The 17,852-nt window shown below is 72.6% G+C and carries 16 protein-coding genes; 9 read left to right on the forward strand and 7 right to left on the reverse strand.

Annotated elements, in window-relative coordinates:
• Window positions 1-104: 104 nt before the first annotated feature.
• The gene (locus ACIQM0_RS35250) at window positions 105-308 is read right to left on the reverse strand and encodes a hypothetical protein (protein ID WP_362963580.1); all 204 of its coding nucleotides are present in this window, start codon (window positions 306-308) and stop codon (window positions 105-107) included.
• 10 nt (window positions 309-318) lie between these two features.
• Window positions 319-1,002 carry a 2-phospho-L-lactate guanylyltransferase gene (gene cofC, locus ACIQM0_RS35255; protein WP_401294665.1) on the reverse strand — a complete coding sequence of 228 codons (684 nt, stop codon included), beginning with the start codon at window positions 1,000-1,002 and terminating at the stop codon, window positions 319-321.
• Between the two features lie 159 nt (window positions 1,003-1,161).
• On the opposite strand from cofC, the gene ACIQM0_RS35260 reads away from it, so the two are divergent.
• The 3 genes from ACIQM0_RS35260 (at window position 1,162) to ACIQM0_RS35270 (ending at window position 4,173) form a co-directional block, all read left to right on the forward strand.
• Window positions 1,162-1,914: a lysophospholipid acyltransferase family protein gene (locus tag ACIQM0_RS35260; RefSeq protein WP_401294667.1), complete on the forward strand. Its 753-nt coding sequence runs from the start codon at window positions 1,162-1,164 to the stop codon at window positions 1,912-1,914.
• Window positions 1,911-2,921 carry an NAD(P)H-dependent glycerol-3-phosphate dehydrogenase gene (locus ACIQM0_RS35265; protein ID WP_401294669.1) on the forward strand — a complete coding sequence of 337 codons (1,011 nt, stop codon included), beginning with the start codon at window positions 1,911-1,913 and terminating at the stop codon, window positions 2,919-2,921. Before ACIQM0_RS35260 ends, ACIQM0_RS35265 begins: the two co-directional genes overlap by 4 nt.
• A 94-nt stretch (window positions 2,922-3,015) precedes the next feature.
• Window positions 3,016-4,173 carry a D-alanine--D-alanine ligase family protein gene (locus ACIQM0_RS35270; RefSeq protein WP_401294671.1) on the forward strand — a complete coding sequence of 386 codons (1,158 nt, stop codon included), beginning with the start codon at window positions 3,016-3,018 and terminating at the stop codon, window positions 4,171-4,173.
• Window positions 4,174-4,221: 48 nt separating this feature from the next.
• Here the strand turns inward: ACIQM0_RS35270 and ACIQM0_RS35275 are convergent, their stop codons facing one another.
• Entirely contained in the window at window positions 4,222-4,707 is a 486-nt protein-coding gene (locus ACIQM0_RS35275; RefSeq protein ID WP_401294673.1) for a DUF3515 domain-containing protein, read from the reverse strand.
• Window positions 4,708-4,727: 20 nt separating this feature from the next.
• A complete protein-coding gene (locus ACIQM0_RS35280; RefSeq protein WP_363025037.1) occupies window positions 4,728-4,961 on the reverse strand; it encodes an Lrp/AsnC ligand binding domain-containing protein in 234 nt (77 codons plus the stop codon).
• Window positions 4,962-5,280: 319 nt separating this feature from the next.
• On the opposite strand from ACIQM0_RS35280, the gene ACIQM0_RS35285 reads away from it, so the two are divergent.
• A complete protein-coding gene (locus ACIQM0_RS35285) occupies window positions 5,281-6,252 on the forward strand; it encodes a thiamine-phosphate kinase (RefSeq protein WP_123461888.1) in 972 nt (323 codons plus the stop codon).
• Window positions 6,253-6,262: 10 nt separating this feature from the next.
• Window positions 6,263-7,072 carry a bifunctional hydroxymethylpyrimidine kinase/phosphomethylpyrimidine kinase gene (gene thiD / locus ACIQM0_RS35290; RefSeq protein WP_401294676.1) on the forward strand — a complete coding sequence of 270 codons (810 nt, stop codon included), beginning with the start codon at window positions 6,263-6,265 and terminating at the stop codon, window positions 7,070-7,072.
• Between the two features lie 84 nt (window positions 7,073-7,156).
• Here the strand turns inward: thiD and rpmB are convergent, their stop codons facing one another.
• Window positions 7,157-7,342 carry a 50S ribosomal protein L28 gene (rpmB, locus tag ACIQM0_RS35295; protein ID WP_003965989.1) on the reverse strand — a complete coding sequence of 62 codons (186 nt, stop codon included), beginning with the start codon at window positions 7,340-7,342 and terminating at the stop codon, window positions 7,157-7,159.
• A 258-nt stretch (window positions 7,343-7,600) separates the two neighbouring features.
• Between rpmB and ACIQM0_RS35300 the strand changes: the two genes are divergently transcribed.
• Window positions 7,601-9,247 carry a DAK2 domain-containing protein gene (locus ACIQM0_RS35300; protein ID WP_401294678.1) on the forward strand — a complete coding sequence of 549 codons (1,647 nt, stop codon included), beginning with the start codon at window positions 7,601-7,603 and terminating at the stop codon, window positions 9,245-9,247.
• A 50-nt stretch (window positions 9,248-9,297) separates the two neighbouring features.
• Here ACIQM0_RS35300 and ACIQM0_RS35305 read toward each other — a convergent pair whose 3' ends face one another.
• Both ACIQM0_RS35305 and ACIQM0_RS35310 read right to left on the reverse strand, forming a co-directional pair.
• Complete coding sequence (locus ACIQM0_RS35305; RefSeq protein WP_401294680.1) at window positions 9,298-12,252, reverse strand: tetratricopeptide repeat protein; 2,955 nt, start codon at window positions 12,250-12,252, stop codon at window positions 9,298-9,300.
• Entirely contained in the window at window positions 12,249-14,126 is a 1,878-nt protein-coding gene (locus ACIQM0_RS35310) for an HSP90 family protein (protein WP_401294682.1), read from the reverse strand. The genes ACIQM0_RS35305 and ACIQM0_RS35310 overlap by 4 nt, the downstream gene beginning before the upstream one ends.
• 230 nt (window positions 14,127-14,356) lie before the next feature.
• Here ACIQM0_RS35310 and recG point away from each other — a divergent pair, with 230 nt between their 5' ends.
• The 3 genes from recG to coaD all read left to right on the forward strand — a co-directional run bounded on the left by recG (window position 14,357) and on the right by coaD (window position 17,784).
• A complete protein-coding gene (gene recG / locus ACIQM0_RS35315) occupies window positions 14,357-16,582 on the forward strand; it encodes an ATP-dependent DNA helicase RecG (RefSeq protein WP_401294684.1) in 2,226 nt (741 codons plus the stop codon).
• A 111-nt stretch (window positions 16,583-16,693) separates the two neighbouring features.
• Complete coding sequence (gene rsmD / locus ACIQM0_RS35320; protein WP_401294686.1) at window positions 16,694-17,278, forward strand: 16S rRNA (guanine(966)-N(2))-methyltransferase RsmD; 585 nt, start codon at window positions 16,694-16,696, stop codon at window positions 17,276-17,278.
• 26 nt (window positions 17,279-17,304) lie between these two features.
• Entirely contained in the window at window positions 17,305-17,784 is a 480-nt protein-coding gene (gene coaD, locus ACIQM0_RS35325) for a pantetheine-phosphate adenylyltransferase (protein WP_363070476.1), read from the forward strand.
• Window positions 17,785-17,852 lie beyond the last annotated feature (68 nt).

Below are 17,852 nucleotides of genomic sequence, written 5' to 3' on the forward strand. Positions count from 1 at the left end.
AGGGCTCCTCACACGCGCCGGGCCGGGCTCCCCTCGGGGGGCCCGGCCCGCGGGCTGTTCGGGGCAGGGCGGCAGGGCTCAGCGGGCCGGCGCCGCAACGGTGCTCAGAAGGTCTGGAGCGTCACCAGGGTGATCCGCAGTCCGGCGCCCTCGCCGCTGCCCTCGATCCGCACCCGCTGGCCCGGACGCAGCAGCCGCAGGCCGCCGGCGTCGAAGGCCGGGGCATCGAAATCCACCGGGGTGCCGTCGTCGAGCAGCACGCTGCCGGTGCGGGTCTCGGGGTCGTACGTGTACGAGGTCGCCTGCATGAACGGCAGCCTATCGGTCCATCGCGGGGACCCCCGCGGCCCAGCGCCCCGCCGTGTAGGGGCCCACGCCCAGGGTGAGCGCCGCCCGCAGATCGTCGCCGGTGTCCACGTCCTGGCGGACCGAATCGATGCCGGAGAGCGTGATTTCCGCGGCGCCCGACGCGAGATGGCGGGCCCGGGACGGACCGCCGAAAGCCGGGCGCAATTCCACTCCTGGCCCAGCGGCCAGAAATGTTGTTCCGATTCCCGCAGCATCGGTCACAAATGCCCGGGAAAAAGCGGCTGAGGAATCGAGCACGAGCGCCAATTCCATGGGGCGCAGCGCGGGCAGATCCGCGTTGAGCGCGGCGACGGCCGCTCCGGGCCGGGCCGCCCGCACCGCACGCTCACCGTGCGCGAGGGCCGCGTTCAGCCCGGCGGCGGGGGAGTCGGCCACGATGCGGGCGCCGAGGGCCGCCAGCGCGGCGCCGGCCGTCGCGTCGTCCGTGACTACCACCACATCGGCGACGGCCCGGCAGGCCAGCGCGGCGTACACGGTGTCCTGGGCGAAGGCCAGGGCCAGCCGGGGCCGCAACAGGGCGCCGGACGAGGGCACCAGCCTGCTCTTGGCCCGCGCAAGGGGTTTCAACGGGACGACCAGGGACCAGTGGCCGGTCGGGTCGGTGTTCGTGGCGGTCTCCCCCTCGATGCGCATGGCCGCCTATTCTCGCCTGCCGGTGCGACAACCCGGAGGATCGGTCCCGAAGGTGAGGCGTACGGTGTTCTCGACAGAGCAGGGGCCTGGGGCGAGACTTGACCGTCGGTAGTCAGGCAGCACAGCTCCGCAGTCAGGTCCCTAGAGAAAGGTGTCCGGGTGTCCCGCCGCAGAATCGGCTTCTGGTACCGCTTGGCAGCGGCCATCGCAAAACCGCCGCTGGTGGTTCTGTTCAAGCGCGACTGGCGGGGGATGGAACACATTCCGGCCGACGGCGGATTTATAACTGCGGTCAATCACAACTCGTATCTGGACCCTCTTTCGTACGGGCACTTCCAGTACAACACCGGCCGGGTGCCGCGGCTCCTCGCCAAGGCGGGGCTCTTCAAGGCCCCCTTTGTCGGAATGATGCTGCGGGGCACCGGCCAGATTCCCGTGTACCGCGAGACCACCAACGCGCTGGACGCCTTCAGGGCGGCCGTCGACGCCATCGAGCGCGGTGAATGCGTCGCCTTCTACCCGGAGGGCACCCTCACCCGCGACCCCGAGATGTGGCCGATGGGCGGCAAGACCGGCGCCGCCCGCGTCGCGTTGATGACCAGGGCCCCGGTCATCCCCGTCGCGCAGTGGGGCGCCAACCTGGCGATGCCGCCCTACGCCACGGAGAAGAAGCTGCGGCTCTTCCCCCGCAAGACCCTCCAGGTCCAGGCGGGTCCGCCCGTCGACCTCTCCCGGTTCTACGACAGGGAGCCGACGCCCGAGGTGCTGCGCGAGGCGACCGAGGTCATCATGCTCGCGATCACCGAGCAGCTGGCCGACGTACGCGGACAGCAGGCCCCCACCGAGCTCTACGACCACCGCAAGGCCCGCGCGAAACTGCGGCGCAAGCCCGAAGGAGAGGGACCCAAGTGACGCACCCCGTAAAAGCAGCCGTCTTCGGAACCGGCTCGTGGGGTACGGCCTTCGGCATGGTCCTCGCGGACGCCGGCTGCGAGGTCACCCTGTGGGGCCGCCGTGCCGAGGTCGCCGAGGCCATCAACACGACCCGTACCAACCCGGACTACCTGCCGGGCATCGAACTCCCCGCCTCGGTCCGGGCCACCACGGACGCCGCCGAGGCGCTGCGGGGCGCCGACTTCGCCGTGCTCGTCGTGCCCTCCCAGACGCTGCGCGCCAACCTCGCCGACTGGACCCCGCACCTGGAGTCGAAGACGGTGCTGGTCTCCATGATGAAGGGCGTCGAACTCGGCACCGCGAAGCGGATGAGCGAGGTCATCGCGGACGTCACCGGTGTCTCCGCCGACCGCATCGCCGTCGTCACCGGGCCCAACCTCGCCAAGGAGATCGCCGAACGCCGGCCCGCCGCGGCCGTCGTCGCCTGCCAGGACGAGTCGGTGGCGCGCCGCCTCCAGGCCGCCTGCCACACCCCGTACTTCCGCCCGTACACCAACACCGACGTGGTCGGCTGCGAGCTCGGGGGCGCCGTCAAGAACGTCATCGGGCTCGCCGTCGGCATCGCCGACGGCATGGGGCTCGGCGACAACGCCAAGGGCTCGCTCATCACCCGCGGCCTCGCCGAGACCACCCGGCTCGGCCACGCCATGGGCGCCGATCCGCTGACCTTCGCCGGACTCGCCGGACTCGGGGACCTGGTGGCGACCTGCTCCTCGCCGCTCTCGCGCAACCACACCTTCGGCACCAACCTCGGCCGCGGCATGACCCTCCAGGAGACCATCGCGGTCACCAAGCAGACCGCGGAGGGCGTCAAGTCCTGCGAATCGGTGCTCGATCTGGCACGCCGGCACGGGGTGGAGATGCCCCTCACGGAAACGGTCGTCGGCATCGTCCACGAGGGCAAGCCCCCGATGGTCGCGCTCAAGGAGCTGATGTCGCGCAGCGCCAAGGCCGAGCGGCACTGAGACCCGGGCACGGGCCGACTGCGGCCGGGTTGACCCGCCGGACGGCACCGGCGGCGCTGACGCGACCCGTACCAGCAGGTACGCTCATCGCGATATGAGCAGCGAGAACCTCCCCCAGAGCACGGAGCAGCAGCTCCGCAAGCCGCGTGTGGCCGTCGTGTTCGGCGGCCGCAGCTCCGAACACGGCATTTCGGTGGTCACGGCCGGTGCCGTCCTGAACGCCATCGACCGGACGAAGTACGACGTCCTGCCGATCGGCATCACGACGGACGGCCGCTGGGCGCTCACCGCCGACGCACCCGAACGCATGGCCATCACGGACCGGAAGATGCCGGACGTGGCCCAGCTGGCCGAGTCCGACGAGGGCGGCGTGGTGCTCTCCGTCGATCCCGGCAGCCGTGAAGTGGTCTACAGCGAACCCGGCTCGGTCCCCAAGGCGCTCGGCGAGGTCGATGTCGTCTTCCCCGTTCTGCACGGCCCCTACGGTGAGGACGGCACGCTCCAGGGCCTCCTGGAGCTCTCCGGAGTGCCGTACGTCGGCGCCGGAGTCCTCGCCTCCGCGGTCGGCCAGGACAAGGAGTACATGAAGCGCGTCTTCACCTCCTTCGGGCTGCCCGTCGGGCCGTACGTCGTCGTCCGCCCCCGCGAGTGGGACCAGGACCCCCAGGCCGCGCGCAAGCGCATCGTGGACTTCGCCGGCGACCACGGCTGGCCCCTCTTCGTGAAGCCCGCACGGGCCGGCTCGTCGATCGGCATCACCAAGGTCGACGACCTCTCCGGCCTCGACGAGGCGATCGAGGAGGCCCGCCGCCACGACCCCAAGTTCCTCGTCGAGTCGCTGCTGCGGGGCCGCGAGATCGAGTGCGGGGTGCTGGAGTTCGAGGACGGGCCGCGCGCCAGCGTGCCGGCCGAGATCCCGCCGGTCACCTCGCACGACTTCTACGACTTCGAGGCCAAGTACATCGACGCGGCGCCCGGCATCGTGCCGGCCCCGCTCACCGAGGACCAGACCGCGGAGGTCCAGCGGCTCGCCGTCGAGGCCTACGAGTCGGTGTCCTGCGAGGGCCTGGTGCGTGCCGACTTCTTCCTCACCGAGGACGGCGGCTTCGTCATCAACGAGATCAACACCCTGCCGGGCTTCACCCCGATCTCCATGTACCCGCGCATGTGGCAGGAGAGCGGCGTCGACTACCCGCAGCTGGTGGACCGGCTCATCCAGGCGGCGCTGAACCGGCCGACCGGACTGCGCTGACCCGCGACCGACGGCCTCGGGCGTGTGCTCCGCACCGGAGCACACGCCCTACAGGCTGGGAACGGTCTTCCTGACCGCCGGGGCGAAGGCCGCCAGCGGACTCGCGTCATGCGCGTACACCGCCGACAACGTCACCTCGACGTACGCCCTGCGCAACGTCGTCGTGAAACGCGGCCGGCCGTCCTCCTGCTGCTCCAGCATCCAGTTGACGCCGCTCGCGTCCACCGCCTTCGACTGGGCGTCGTCCATCTTCGCGGGGCGCGGGACACCGCAGCGCAGTACGATCTCCCCGTCCCCCCACCCGGCGGTCAGGTCCGAGCCGGAGCCGGGATCACTGCGCTCCTGACCGGCGACGGTACGCGGCAGCTCCTTGTGCAACGCACGGCAGTAGGCTGCGGCTTCCGACGACGGGGTGGGAACCGTGACCGATGCCGACGCGTCGCTGGAGGAGCAGCCCGCCGCGGCCATGAGCACCAGGGCAGCGGACGGACCGAGGAACACGGGGCGGGAGAGCCGGCGGCGGGAAGACGTCACCGGCCCAGCCTAGACGGGGGTTACAGGTGCACGACCGGGCAGGTCAGGGTTCTGGTGATGCCGTCCACTTGCTGGACCTTGGCAACGACCATGCGCCCGAGCTCATCGACCGTGTCGGCCTGAGCGCGCACGATCACATCGTAGGGGCCGGTGACGTCCTCTGCCTGGATCACTCCCGGGATCTTCGCGATGGTCACGGCGACTGTCGACGCCTTGCCCACCTCGGTCTGAATAAGGATGTACGCCTGTACCACGGAACCTCCAGGGCGGCCACGAGGATCATGTGGGGGAAAGGGACGCCACGGTATCGCGTTGCCGCGGGCCGCGGGGAGACCCGCGGGCCGGATGACGCCCACAGCGTGGCGTACAGAACGCACAAGTTGACGTATCTCTTGACAGTACCGACAGCAGTGACGGCCCGCGACCGCAAGTCCAGCGGTGCGGACGGGGGACGCGCGTGCCCGTGACCACCAGGACGGACCGCCCCCGGGGCCGGTTCACGGTCCGGGCGCCGGCAGGCCGCCGAAACAGGCCGGACGCCCGTCCGGCGCGACAGATGAGGGGTGAGACTCGGTGAAGGGAACCGTGGGCGAGTTGGGGGAGTTCGGGCTCATCAGAGAGCTGACGTCCCGGCTCACCACCACTCCGGCGGTACGGCTCGGCCCCGGCGACGACGCCGCGGTCGTGACCGCTCCCGACCGCAGGGTCGTGGCCAGTACCGACATCCTGCTGGAGGGGCGGCACTTCCGGCGTGACTGGTCGACGGCGTACGACGTCGGCCGCAAGGCCGCCGCGCAGAACCTCGCCGACATCGCCGCCATGGGAGCCGTGCCCACCGCGTTGCTCCTCGGTCTTGTCGTCCCCGCCGAACTCCCGGTGACCTGGGCCGGGGAGCTCATGGACGGCATCCGCGACGAGTGCCAGGTCGCCGGGGCGGCCGTGGTCGGCGGCGATGTGGTGCGCGGGGACACGATCACCGTCGCGATCACCGCGCTCGGTGATCTGCGCAACCACGAACCCGTCACCAGGGCGGGCGCCCAGCCCGGCGACGTCGTCGCCGTCACCGGCTGGCTCGGCTGGTCCGCCGCCGGATACGCCGTGCTCTCCCGGGGCTTCCGCTCGCCCCGCGCCTTCGTCGAGGCCCACCGGCGGCCCGAACCGCCGTACCACGCCGGTCCCGCGGCCGCCGGACTCGGCGCCACCGCGATGACCGACGTCAGCGACGGACTCGTCGCCGACCTCGGGCACATCGCCGAGGCGAGCAAGGTCCGGATCGACCTGCGCTCCGGACGCATCGACATCCCGTCCCAGATGTCCGACATCGGGCAGGCCGTCGGCGTGGACCCCCTCCAGTGGGTGCTCACCGGGGGAGAGGACCACGCGATCGTCGCGACGTTCCCGCCGGACGTGAAGCTGCCGGCCCGCTGGAAGGTGATCGGCGAGGTGCTCAACCCCTCGGCGCTGCCCCAGGTGACGGTCGACGGGGCGCCCTGGACCAGCAAGAGCGGCTGGGACCACTTCGGGGACATCGAGGACGCCCAGTAGATTGCGGCGCATGCCCATAGCCTCCGCCGTACCTCCCCGTGTGCTCACCGTCGCCGGATCCGACTCCGGCGGCGGTGCCGGCATCCAGGCCGACCTGAAGACGATGCTGGCGCTCGGTGTGCACGGCATGAGCGTGCTGACCGCCGTCACCGCCCAGAACTCGCTGGGTGTGCAGGGCGCCTGGGAACTGCCCGCGGAGGCCGTGCGCGCCCAGTACCGCAGCGTGGTGGACGACATCGGCGTGAACGCCGTCAAGACCGGCATGCTGTCCTCCGCCGCCCTCGTCGAGACCGTCGCCGCACTCATCGCCGCGACGGACGCCCCGGCCGTCGTGGACCCGGTGGGCGTCTCCAAGCACGGCGATCCGCTGCTCGCCGCCGAGGCGCTCGACTCGGTGCGCACGAAGCTGCTGCCCGTCGCGACCGTGGCGACGCCGAACCTCGACGAAGTGGCGCAGCTCACGGGCATGACGGTCACCGACGAGGCAGGGATGCGGCGGGCCGCGGCACAACTGCTCGGCCACGGGCCCCGCTGGGTGGTCATCAAGGGCGGGCATCTGCCCGGCGACCCCGTCGACCTGCTGACGGACGGCTCGCAGGAGCACTGGCTGCGCGCCCCCCGCCACGACAACCGCCACACGCACGGCACGGGCTGCACCCTCGCCTCCGCCATCGCCTGCGGGCTGGCCCGGGGCCAGGACGTGCCCACGGCGGTACGGTCCGCGAAGTCCTATGTCACCGGGGCCATCGCGGCGGGCTTCGCGCTGGGCGCCGGGATCGGCCCGGTCGACCACGGGTGGCGGCTGCGGAACGCCCGCTGAGGAGCCCGAGCACAGCAAAAAGCCGGTCCACCGAGGTGGACCGGCTTTTTGGGCAACCGGTAAGGCTGCGCTACGACGGGAACGTCAGCGCGCGACCTTGCCGGCCTTGATGCACGAGGTGCAGACGTTGAGCCGCTTCGGCGTCCGCCCGACCACGGCACGCACGCGCTGGATGTTGGGATTCCAGCGACGGGACGTACGGCGGTGCGAGTGCGAAATGCTGTTGCCGAAGCTCGGCCCCTTGCCGCAAACGTCGCAGTTGGCAGCCACGGGTCACTCCAAAACTTCAGATGCACTTACAGTGAATTCCGGCACGCCGGATTCATTGACTGAAGTGGCGGTACCGGGGGAATGTCCCGACTCTCGTCGGGCAACCGAAGCAGCATACAACGCCTGCGTCGGAGATACGAAACTACCATGGGTTCCACAGCTCCCCGCCCCGCCCCTGACCCCGCCCGGCCCGCCGGCCGGGGCTACCCTGCGGTGCAGCCCGCCGCCCCCAGGCCCCGTTCCGAGGAGGACCATCAGGTGCCGCAGACCGCCGACGACCTGGACGCCGTCGCGGTGCGTACCTGGTGCTCACTGGCGCTGGACGCACTCGGCCGGGAGCGCGAGGCGATCGACGCGATCAACGTGTACCCCGTCGCCGACGGGGACACCGGCACCAACCTCTACCTGACCGCGGAATCCGCGGCGGCGGCCGTCGAGGCGGTGTTCGCCGCCCACGAGACCGGCACCTCGGTACCCTCCACGGCCGACGCGGTACGGGCCATGGCGCACGGGGCGCTGATCGGTGCCCGCGGCAACTCCGGCACGATCCTGGCGCAGTTGCTGCGCGGCATGGCCGGGGTGCTGGCCGACGAGGCCCGCGAGCTGTCCGGTGCGGACCGGCTGCGCCTCGCGCTGACCCGGGCCGCGGTATCGGCGCGCGAGGCCGTCGCCCACCCCGTCGAGGGCACGGTCCTGACAGTGGCCACCGCGGCGGCGGAAGCCGCGGGGCGTACGCCGGGCGGCGCCCGTGTGGGCGTGGTGGCGCAGGCGGCGTACGAGGGGGCACGCACGGCCCTGGAGGCGACGCCCGGACAACTCGCCGTACTCGGCAGGGCAGGTGTCGTGGACGCCGGCGGGCGCGGGCTGGTGGCGGTCCTCGGCGCGCTCGTCGAGGCGGTCTCCGGACGGGCGCCGGAGCGGCTCTACGAGCCGACGGCCGCTCCCGCCCCGTTCACCGCCGCTGCCGGGGACTGCCCCGCGGCGGACGATCCGCAGGGCGGACCCGCCTTCGAGGTCATCTACCTGCTGGAGGCCGGGGACGGGGCCGTGGAGCGGCTGCGGACCCGGCTCGACGCCCTGGGCGACTCCCTCGTGGTGGTGGGGGGCGACGGACTCTGGAACGTCCATGTGCACGTCGACGACGCGGGTGCGGCGGTGGAGGCCGGGGTCGAGGCCGGGCGGCCCCACCGCATCCGGATCACCCACTTCGCCGCGGACCGGGTGCACGCCCGCCCCGAACCCGCCCAGCGCGCGGTCGTCGTGGTCGTCCCGGGCGACGGGCTCGGTGGCCTGTGCGCGGAGGCCGGGGCGACGACGGTGCTCGCCCGCCCCGGGGAACCGCCCGCCAGCGGCGAACTGGTCGACGCGATCCGCCGCGCCCACGCCCGCGAGGTGGTGCTCCTGCCCAACGACGGGGACCTGCGCCACACGGCCGCGGCGGCGGCCGAGCAGGCCCGCGCCGAGGGCATCCGGGTCGCCCTCATCCCGACCAGGGCCGCGGTCCAGGGCATCGCGGCGCTGGCCGTCCACGAACCGGACCGCAGCTTCGACGAGGACGTGGTCGCGATGACCGCGGCGGCCGGCGCCACCCGGTACGCCGAACTGGCCGTCGCGGAGCGGCAGTCCTGGACCATGGCGGGGATCTGCCAGGCCGGCGACATCCTGGGCCTGATCGACGGAGACGTGGCCGTCATCGGCGAGAACGTCCCGGAGACGGCCCGCGGCGTGCTGGACCGGATGCTGGCGGCCGGCGGCGAACTGGTCACCCTGGTCCTGGGCGAGGACGTCCCGGACGCACTGGCGGACACCCTGGAGGAACACGTCCGGGAGGGCTACCTCGCGGTGGACACGGTGGTCTACCGCGGCGGCCGTCAGTGCGCCCCGCTGCTGATCGGCGTGGAGTAGGGGACCGCTGACGGGCGGGCCCGTGCGGCCCCGCCCGTCCGAGGATGTCCTCAGCCGCCCGACGGGCCCGGACTCCCCGCCCCCTGAGCCACGTACGCCCGCACCGACGCCGCCTCTCCCCGCCGCGCGTCCGCCGTTTCGTCCGCGCCCTCCGGCACCTCCTCGTAGGCCGCGACGACCTCCGCCGCCCGGGACAGCGCCGCGTCCGCGCGGCCCAGGTCCGCTTCCAGCCAGGCGGCCATCAGCCAGGCGGCCGTCCCTGCGGCGAGGTGGCCCGGGCCGGCCCCGGCGAAGGCCGCCGACGCCCGCTCGACGTACCCCAGCGCTTCCTCGTACGCCCTGCGCGCCGGATCGTCCGCCTCCTCGCCCGGCTCGCCCTCGCACGCGTTGGCGATCATCTCGGCGGTCTGGCGGAAGGTGTCCGCGAGCTCGGCCAGCAACTCCGGACCCGCCGCCTCGCACTCCCGCTCCGCCGCGGCCATGAACGCCCGCGCCGCGCCGAGACCGGGCTGCCCCTCCCGGAGCGCGATCCAGGCCCGCACCCGCAGGGTCCGTACCAGCGAGGGAACGTCGCCCAGGGCCCGCCACAGCTCCCCGGCCCGCTCGTACGCCCGCTCCGCCTCCGGGTTCAGCTCGGCCCGGTACAGCGCCTGAGCCGCGAGGTTGGCGAGCATCGCGTGATCGTGCTGCTCGGGCCAGCCGCGCGCGATGTCCGCCGCCCGCAGCCAGTGCTCCGCCGCGGCCCGCGGTTCACCGAGCGTCGACAGCCCGTCACCCAGCCACCACAGCGTCTGGACGACCATGCCCTCCCCGTGGTCCTCGGACGTGAGGTCGGGCAGCACCGCCTCCAGTACCGCCGCCGCCTCCGCCGCCCGCTCCAGCCTGAGCAGCAGGCCGCCGAGCCGGTGCCTGGCATGGACGCCCAGCGTGGCGCTCTCGTCCGACTCGTCCGCCCAGTGGGCCGCGTCGAGCGCGTGCTCCACCGCCTCTGCGAACCGTCCCGTGGCACCGAGCACTTCGGCGAGCAGCAGATGCAGCCGGGCCCGCCCCGGCCCGGACAGCGATGTGCCGCCGTGCTCCAGCGCCGCGCGGGCGGCCCGCTCCGCCGTCGCGTGGTCGTCGAGCTGCGCGGCGATCCGTGCCGTCCTGGCCTCGTACTCGGCGGCGTACCAGGGCAGTTCCTCCTCGTGGACCGCGGCGGCGGCTCGCGCGTACAGCTCCGCCGCCTCCGGACCGTCGCCGCGGTACGCCGCGACGTCCGCGAGGAAGCCCAGCGCCTCGGAGATCCTGGTGGCCACCTTTTCCCGCGTGCGCAGCGGTTCGGCGAACGCGAGCACCTCGCGGGCCGCCTCTTCCAGGGCGGCGACCGCCGCGTCCGTGGACTCCTCGTCCGCCGCCCGGAACATCCGCTGCTGGACGATCCGGGCCCGGCACACCAGCACACCGCCCGTCTGCCGCCCGGTGGCCGCGCCCTCCGCGTACAGGGCGAGGGCCCGGTCCACGAGAGGAGCGATCTCCGCCGCCGCGTCGGCATCGGCGTCGGCGTCGCCGTCCGCCGTCGAGCGGAGAAAGGCGCGCCTCGCGCTCGCCGCGACGGCCTCGCCCCGGTCGCCTGCCTCCTCGTACAGCGAGGCGGCCGTCCGGAACGCCTCCTCGGCCTCCGCGGGCGGCAGCGAAGGATCCATCGCGCGGTGGTCCGCCACGTTCGCCCGGTCGTGGGCGGTCAGCACGTCCGTGTCCCCGGCCCGCTCGGCGACGGCCCGCCAGGCGTCCCCGGCGTCCGGGTGCTGGGCCTCGGACAGCCGGCGCGCCTCGGCCAGCAGAGCGGCCAGGTCCCGCACCGGCTCCGGAGCGGAGGACGGCACGGCGGCCGGTGCCACCGGCGGCGCCGCGAGCCGCACGGCGCGCACCCCGAGCGGCAGCCGGTCCAGCAGCGGCCGGCGCGCCAGCCGCTCCCGTACCAGCTCACCCACGTACGTGGTGCCGTTGCGCTCGTCGAAGCGGGCCGCGAGCGCCAGGGCCCGGCTACGGGCGTGGACGGCCAGCGAGGCGGCGGTCCAGTCCGTTCCCGCCGGGCCCGGCACGGACTGCCCGCCGTGCCCCAGCGCGGTCAGCCGGTCCATCAGCACCGCGGTGACGGCCATGAAGTCCATCAGGCTGGCGGGGTTCCCGCTGTCGGTGAAGTACGCCGGCCGCTCCGCGAGGATCTCCAGCCCCCGGGCCTCGTTGCCCGTCAGGGCACAGAACTCGATGTGCAGCGCGACGGAGTACCGCATGCTCTCCATCGGCCGGACCATCCGGTACCCGCGCAGATGGTGCGCGCGGGCCTGCTCCGGACGCCCCGCCCGCAGCAGCGGGAGGAGCGAGGCGGCCAGCACCGCATGGGGTTCGTGCGCGCAGACGTGCTCCCCGTCCAGCACCGGCGCCCAGCTGTTCAGCGCCTCCTCGTCCTGGCCGCGCTGCACCTGCCAGCCGCCCTGTTCGTGGAGTTCGCAGGCGTGGCAGTTGGCCATCCGGTCCCGGTCCGCCGCCTGCCAGGCGGTGTACGCCCGCGCGGCCCGCTCCACGTCGCCCAGGTGCCGCGCGATCTCCAGCTCGCCCTGCCGCACCGCCCGTTCGGAGTGGCCCGCCAGCCGGTAGCGGTGCGCCATCTCGCCCTGCCACTTCTCGATGGAGGCGAGCGGGATGTGCGGCTGGTCGATCATGGAGCTGGAGACCCACTTGAACATCCAGAACAGATGGTGGGTCATGACCGGGTCGAAATCGCCCGGCCGTTCGTCCCACACGCGCAGCAGCCGCGCGAACGGGACGAACATCTTGTCCTTCTCGGAGCTGTAGTTGTAGACCTGCAGCTGATGGACGAGCGCCTCGACCAGCAGCGCCGCGTCCCCGCTCTGCTCGGCATCGGCCAGCAGCCGCTCCGCGCGGGCGTTGCGCGCGGGCCCCTCCGGCTCGTCCTTGTTGTCCCGCAGGGCCTGCCGGACCTTCGTGGCATCGGCGCTCATCGGCCGTCCTCCTGGGGGTTCGCGGGGGAGTGCCCCGGTGCGGCGGGGTGCGTGGCCCACTCCAGCAGGCCGAGGAACGCCCGGTTCAGCAGCGCCGAGTCGGCCGGCCGCAGCGGCCGCTGCGCCATCAGCAGCGCCTGCCCGTACAGGGCCTCCGTCGCGGTCACCGCCAGCTCCGGGGAGTCCAGCGAACTGATCCGGCGGATCAGCGGATTGAGATGGTTCAGTACGAGCCGGGCCCGCGGCGCACTCCCGCGCAGGGAGCCCAGAATGCCCGCCCACAGGTCGTCCGCCTGCCCCTCGGCCTCGGCACGGGCCTGCTCGTGGCGCGCGGACCGGTCGTCCAGATGCAGCGCGGGCACGGTCAGCGGGTGGAAGGCGCGCAGCACCACATCGCACCCCAGCGGGTCCAGCCCGGCGCGGGCCGCCGCGAGGAACGGGCCGAGCGCCAGCTCCTCCCGGGGGTCCACCGAGTCCAGGTGCGCGGTGACCGTATCGGCGTCCAGCTCCGCGACCACCGTCCCGGGCCGTGCCGCGGGCAGCCGCTCGACCAGCTCGGTGTCGTACGTGTAGCCGCCGTTGACCACCCCGATCCCCTGCGCGGAGGCGATCGGCGCGACCTGCCGGAACTCCTCCACGGTCCGGGTGAAGTGCACCACCGGATGACGCCGGGCGAACTCCTCCAGCGAGAGCCGGCCGTCCGTCGTCTCGAACGGCAGCCACGGCAGCATCGTGCGCAGCATGGCGTTGTCGTGCCGGGCGAGCGACTTCACCCCCAGGTGGTGCACCGAGAGGAACTGGGCCAGCCGCTCCGGATCACCCGCGGCGAGACCGGTCAGCCAGTCCCTGATCCGCTCGCCGAGCGCGTCCCGTACCGCGGCCAGGGTCTCGTCCGCGTACAGCGCCTCGCGCGAGGCGGTGGGCCGCAGGCTGTCCGTGTCGATGACGCACCGCACGAAGAACGCCCAGTCGGGCAGCAGCTCGTCCGCCCGGTCCGTCAGCAGCATCCCCTTCAGATGCACCCGGTGGCCCGCGCGCTGCGCCGGACTGACCGCCGACGGCAGCACATGGGCGACCCCGCGGATCCCGGCGAGCGGCAGATCGAGGTCGATCGTGTCGAGCGGGGAGAAGCCGAACTGCTCGTGGCAGTGGCGGGCGAGGGCCACCCGCCGCCCCGCGGGGCTCGGGTACGCGCGGTCCCACGGCGCCGGCAGATCGGTGACGGCCGTGTCCCCGACCCGTACGTCGTACGGCAGCAGCGAGCCGAAATCGCGGGCGAGCGCGATCACCCGCTCCTCGGTCAGCCACTCCGCGCTGCCGGGGCGGGCGGTCAGATGCACGGTGGTGCCGGGCTCAGGCCGGGCGCTGTCGGGGAGCGTCCGCACGGTGTACGAACCGTCGTCACGGGCGCGCCACTCCACCGGCGGGGCGTCGGGCGTCCGCGCGGAGCGGCTCACCACCCGGATCTCGGCGGCGACGACGAAGCAGGCCAGCAGCCCGATGCCGAACTGGCCGAGGAAATCCGCCCGTGCGGAGGCGAGCCCCTGCGCACCGTCCCGTTTGGAACTGCGGCCGATCGTCGCGAGCAGGCTGTGCACATCGGTCTCGGTCAGGCCGATGCCGCTGTCCTCGACCCGCAGTCGGCCGTCCTCGGCGTACAGCCGCACCCGCGCGGGCGCCTCCGGCTGCTCGGCGCGGCGGGCGGTGATGGCGTCCACCGCGTTCTGCAGCAGCTCACGCAGGTAGACGCGGGGAGAGGAGTAGAGGTGATGGGAGAGGAGGTCGACCAGCCCGCGCAGATCCACCTGGAAGGTGTGCGGCGACTGGGCGGCGGACTCGGGGGAAGCGGAATTCGCTGAGGTCTCAGATGTCATCGTCGCAGCGCAGGTGGGGGGACCCGTGCCTCACCGGACGAGGCACTTGCGACAGCGCGGGTCGGGCGATCCCTTGGCAGGCGATCGCGAGCGAGAAGCGTGGGAGCCGATCCTAGGGTCGCGCGTACGATTCTGACCAGGACTTATCACGGCCCGGTGCGGTGATCGAGACCAGGAATCGCCGCCGCCCGGCGGTGCCCGGCGCACAACTGTCAGTGGCGTGGTGTGCAATGGATCGCGTGTCTGCGTTCGACGAACCCCTCAAGAAGCTGCTCGGTGGCGTCACCGCGAAGGTGATGGCCGAGCACCTCGACCTGCACACGGTCGGCGATCTGCTGCACCACTACCCGCGGCGGTACGAGGAGCGCGGCCGGCTCACCGCGCTGACCGACCTCCCGCTGGACGAGCATGTGACGGTCGTCGCCCAGGTCGCCGACGCCCGCGTCATGGCGTTCAACAACGGCCGGGGCAAGCGCCTCGAAGTCACCCTCACCGACGGCCACGGCCGGCTCCAGCTCGTCTTCTTCGGCCACGGTGTGCACAAGCCGCACAAGGAGCTGCTGCCGGGCAGGCGCGCCATGTTCGCCGGCAAGGTCTCCGTCTTCAACCGGAAGATGCAGCTCGCCCACCCCACGTACCAACTGCTCGACGCGGAGTCCACCGACGAGGCCGGGGCCACCGAGGCCGTGGACGCCTTCGCCGGCAAGCTCCTGCCGATCTACCCGGCCTGCAAGCAGCTCGACTCCTGGCGGATCGCCAAGGCGGTCGACGCCGTGCTGCCGAGCGCCCAGGAGGCCGTCGACCCACTGCCGCCCGCGCTGCGCGAGGGCCGAGGGTTCACCCCGCTGCCCGAGGCGCTGCTGAAGATCCACCGGCCGCAGACCAAGGCCGACGTCGCGGCGGCCAGGGACCGGCTCAAGTGGGACGAGGCCTTCGTCCTCCAGGTCGCGCTGGCCCGCCGCAGGTACGCCGACACCCAGCTGCCCGCCGTCGCCCGCCGCCCCGTCCCCGGCGGGCTGCTCGACGCCTTCGACGCCAAACTGCCCTTCACCCTCACCGACGGCCAGCTCAAGGTCACCAAGGAGATCTTCGACGATCTGGCGGCCGAGCACCCGATGCACCGGCTGCTCCAGGGCGAGGTCGGCAGCGGGAAGACCATGGTCGCGCTGCGCGCCATGCTCACCACCGTCGACGCCGGCGGGCAGGCCGCGATGCTCGCCCCCACCGAGGTGCTCGCCCAGCAGCACCACCGGTCCATCACCGAGATGATGGGGGAGCTCGCCGAGGGCGGCATGCTGGGCGGCTCCGAGCGCGGCACGAAGGTGGTCCTGCTCACCGGCTCCATGGGCATGGCCGCCCGCCGCCAGGCGCTGCTCGACCTGGTCACCGGCGAGGCCGGGATCGTGATCGGCACCCATGCGCTGATCGAGGACAAGGTGAAGTTCCACGAGCTGGGCCTTGTCGTCGTCGACGAGCAGCACCGCTTCGGGGTCGAGCAGCGCGACGCTCTTCGATCCAAGGCGCACTCCCAGGGGGAAAGGAGGTCGCCGCACCTGCTCGTCATGACGGCCACCCCCATCCCCCGTACGGTCGCCATGACCGTCTTCGGTGACCTGGAGACCTCCGTCCTGGACCAGCTGCCGGCCGGCCGTTCACCGATCGCCAGCCACGTCGTCCCCGCCAAGGACAAACCGCACTTCCTCAGCCGCGCCTGGGACCGGGTCCGCGAAGAGGTCGAGAACGGGCACCAGGCGTACGTGGTCTGCCCCCGGATCGGTGACGACGAGGACGAGGCGGCGAAGAAGAAGGGGAAGAAGGACGCCGCGGAGGAGGCGGACAAGCGCCCGCCGCTCGCCGTCCTGGACATCGCCGAACAGCTCGCCAAGGGACCACTGAGCGGTCTGCGCGTCGAGGTGCTGCACGGCAGGATGCACCCCGACGACAAGGACGACGTGATGCGCCGCTTCGCCGCCGGCCAGGTCGACGTCCTGGTCGCCACCACGGTCATCGAGGTCGGGGTCAACGTCCCCAACGCCACCGCGATGGTGATCATGGACGCCGACCGGTTCGGCGTCTCCCAGCTGCACCAGCTGCGCGGCCGGGTCGGCCGGGGCTCGGCCCCCGGGCTCTGCCTGCTGGTCAGCGAGGCCCACGAGGCGAGCCCCTCCCGCGCCCGGCTCTCCGCCGTCGCCTCCACCCTCGACGGATTCGAGCTCTCCCGGATCGACCTGGAGGAGCGCCGCGAGGGCGACGTCCTCGGCCAGGCCCAGTCCGGGGTCCGCTCCTCGCTGCGGGTGCTCAGCGTCATCGACGACGAGGAGGTCATCGCCGCCGCCCGCGAGGAGGCCGTCACGGTCGTCGCCGCCGACCCGGACCTGGAGCACCTGCCCGAGCTGCGCCTCGTCCTGGACGCGTTGCTCGACAAGGAGCGCGAGGAGTACCTCGACAAGGGGTGACGCCCCGGGGTGCGGGTACTGCGGGCGCCCCGGTCCCCGCGACGCCATATCGTGGGTGGCACGGCGCCCGCAGCACCCTGCGCGCCGCCCCGACCCGAGGATCAGACACCCATGACCCGCGTGATCGCCGGCTCGGCCGGCGGACGCCGCCTGGCCGTCCCGCCCGGTACCGGCACCCGCCCCACCTCCGACCGCGCGCGCGAGGGCCTGTTCTCCACCTGGCAGGCGCTCCTCGGCACCCTCGACGGCATCCGGATCGCCGATCTGTACGCGGGCTCGGGAGCCGTCGGCCTCGAAGCGCTCTCCCGGGGCGCGGTCCACGCCCTGCTCGTCGAGGCCGACGCCAAGGCCGTCCGCACCGTCCGGGACAACGTCCGCACCCTGGGCCTGCCCGGCGCCGAGGTCCGGGCAGGCAAAGCGGAACAGATCGTGACAGGACCGGCGCCCGCGAACCCGTACGACGTGGTGTTCCTGGACCCGCCGTACGCCGTCACCGACGACGATCTTGGCGAGATCCTGCTCACACTCCGTGCCCAGGGGTGGCTCTCGGCCGATGCGCTCGTCACCGTGGAGCGCAGCACCAGAGGCGGAGAATTCAGCTGGCCCAAGGGATTCGAGCCATTGCGGGCCCGTCGCTACGGCGAGGGAACGCTTTGGTACGGTCGCGCCGCCGCTACGTGCGAAGACGCACGATGACCGGACCGGAGAGCGAGGGAATCAAGTTGCGCCGCGCCGTCTGCCCGGGGTCGTTCGACCCCATCACCAATGGACATCTCGACATCATCGGCCGCGCCTCGAAGCTGTACGACGTCGTACATGTCGCGGTGATGATCAACCAGTCCAAGAAGGGTCTGTTCACGATCGACGAGCGGATCGAGATGATCCGCCAGGTCACCGCGGACTTCGGCAACGTCCAGGTCGAGGCCTTCCACGGGCTGCTGGTCGACTTCTGCAAGCAGCGCGACATCCCGGCGATCGTGAAGGGCCTGCGGGCCGTCAGCGACTTCGACTACGAACTCCAGATGGCCCAGATGAACAACGGGCTCTCCGGTGTCGAAACGCTCTTCGTGCCGACCAATCCGACCTACAGTTTCCTGTCGTCCTCCCTGGTCAAGGAGGTGGCGACCTGGGGCGGCGACGTCTCGCACCTGCTGCCGCCACTGGTCCAGGAGGCCCTGACGGAGCGCCTCGCCCAGCGCTGAGGCACTGACGGACCGTCACCAGGTGTCGGGCGGGCGCCGACTGGCCGTACAGTCGTGCCGTCCGTCTC

This window comes from Streptomyces sp. NPDC091387, assembly GCF_044756945.1.
Taxonomy (GTDB): Bacteria; Actinomycetota; Actinomycetes; order Streptomycetales; family Streptomycetaceae; genus Streptomyces.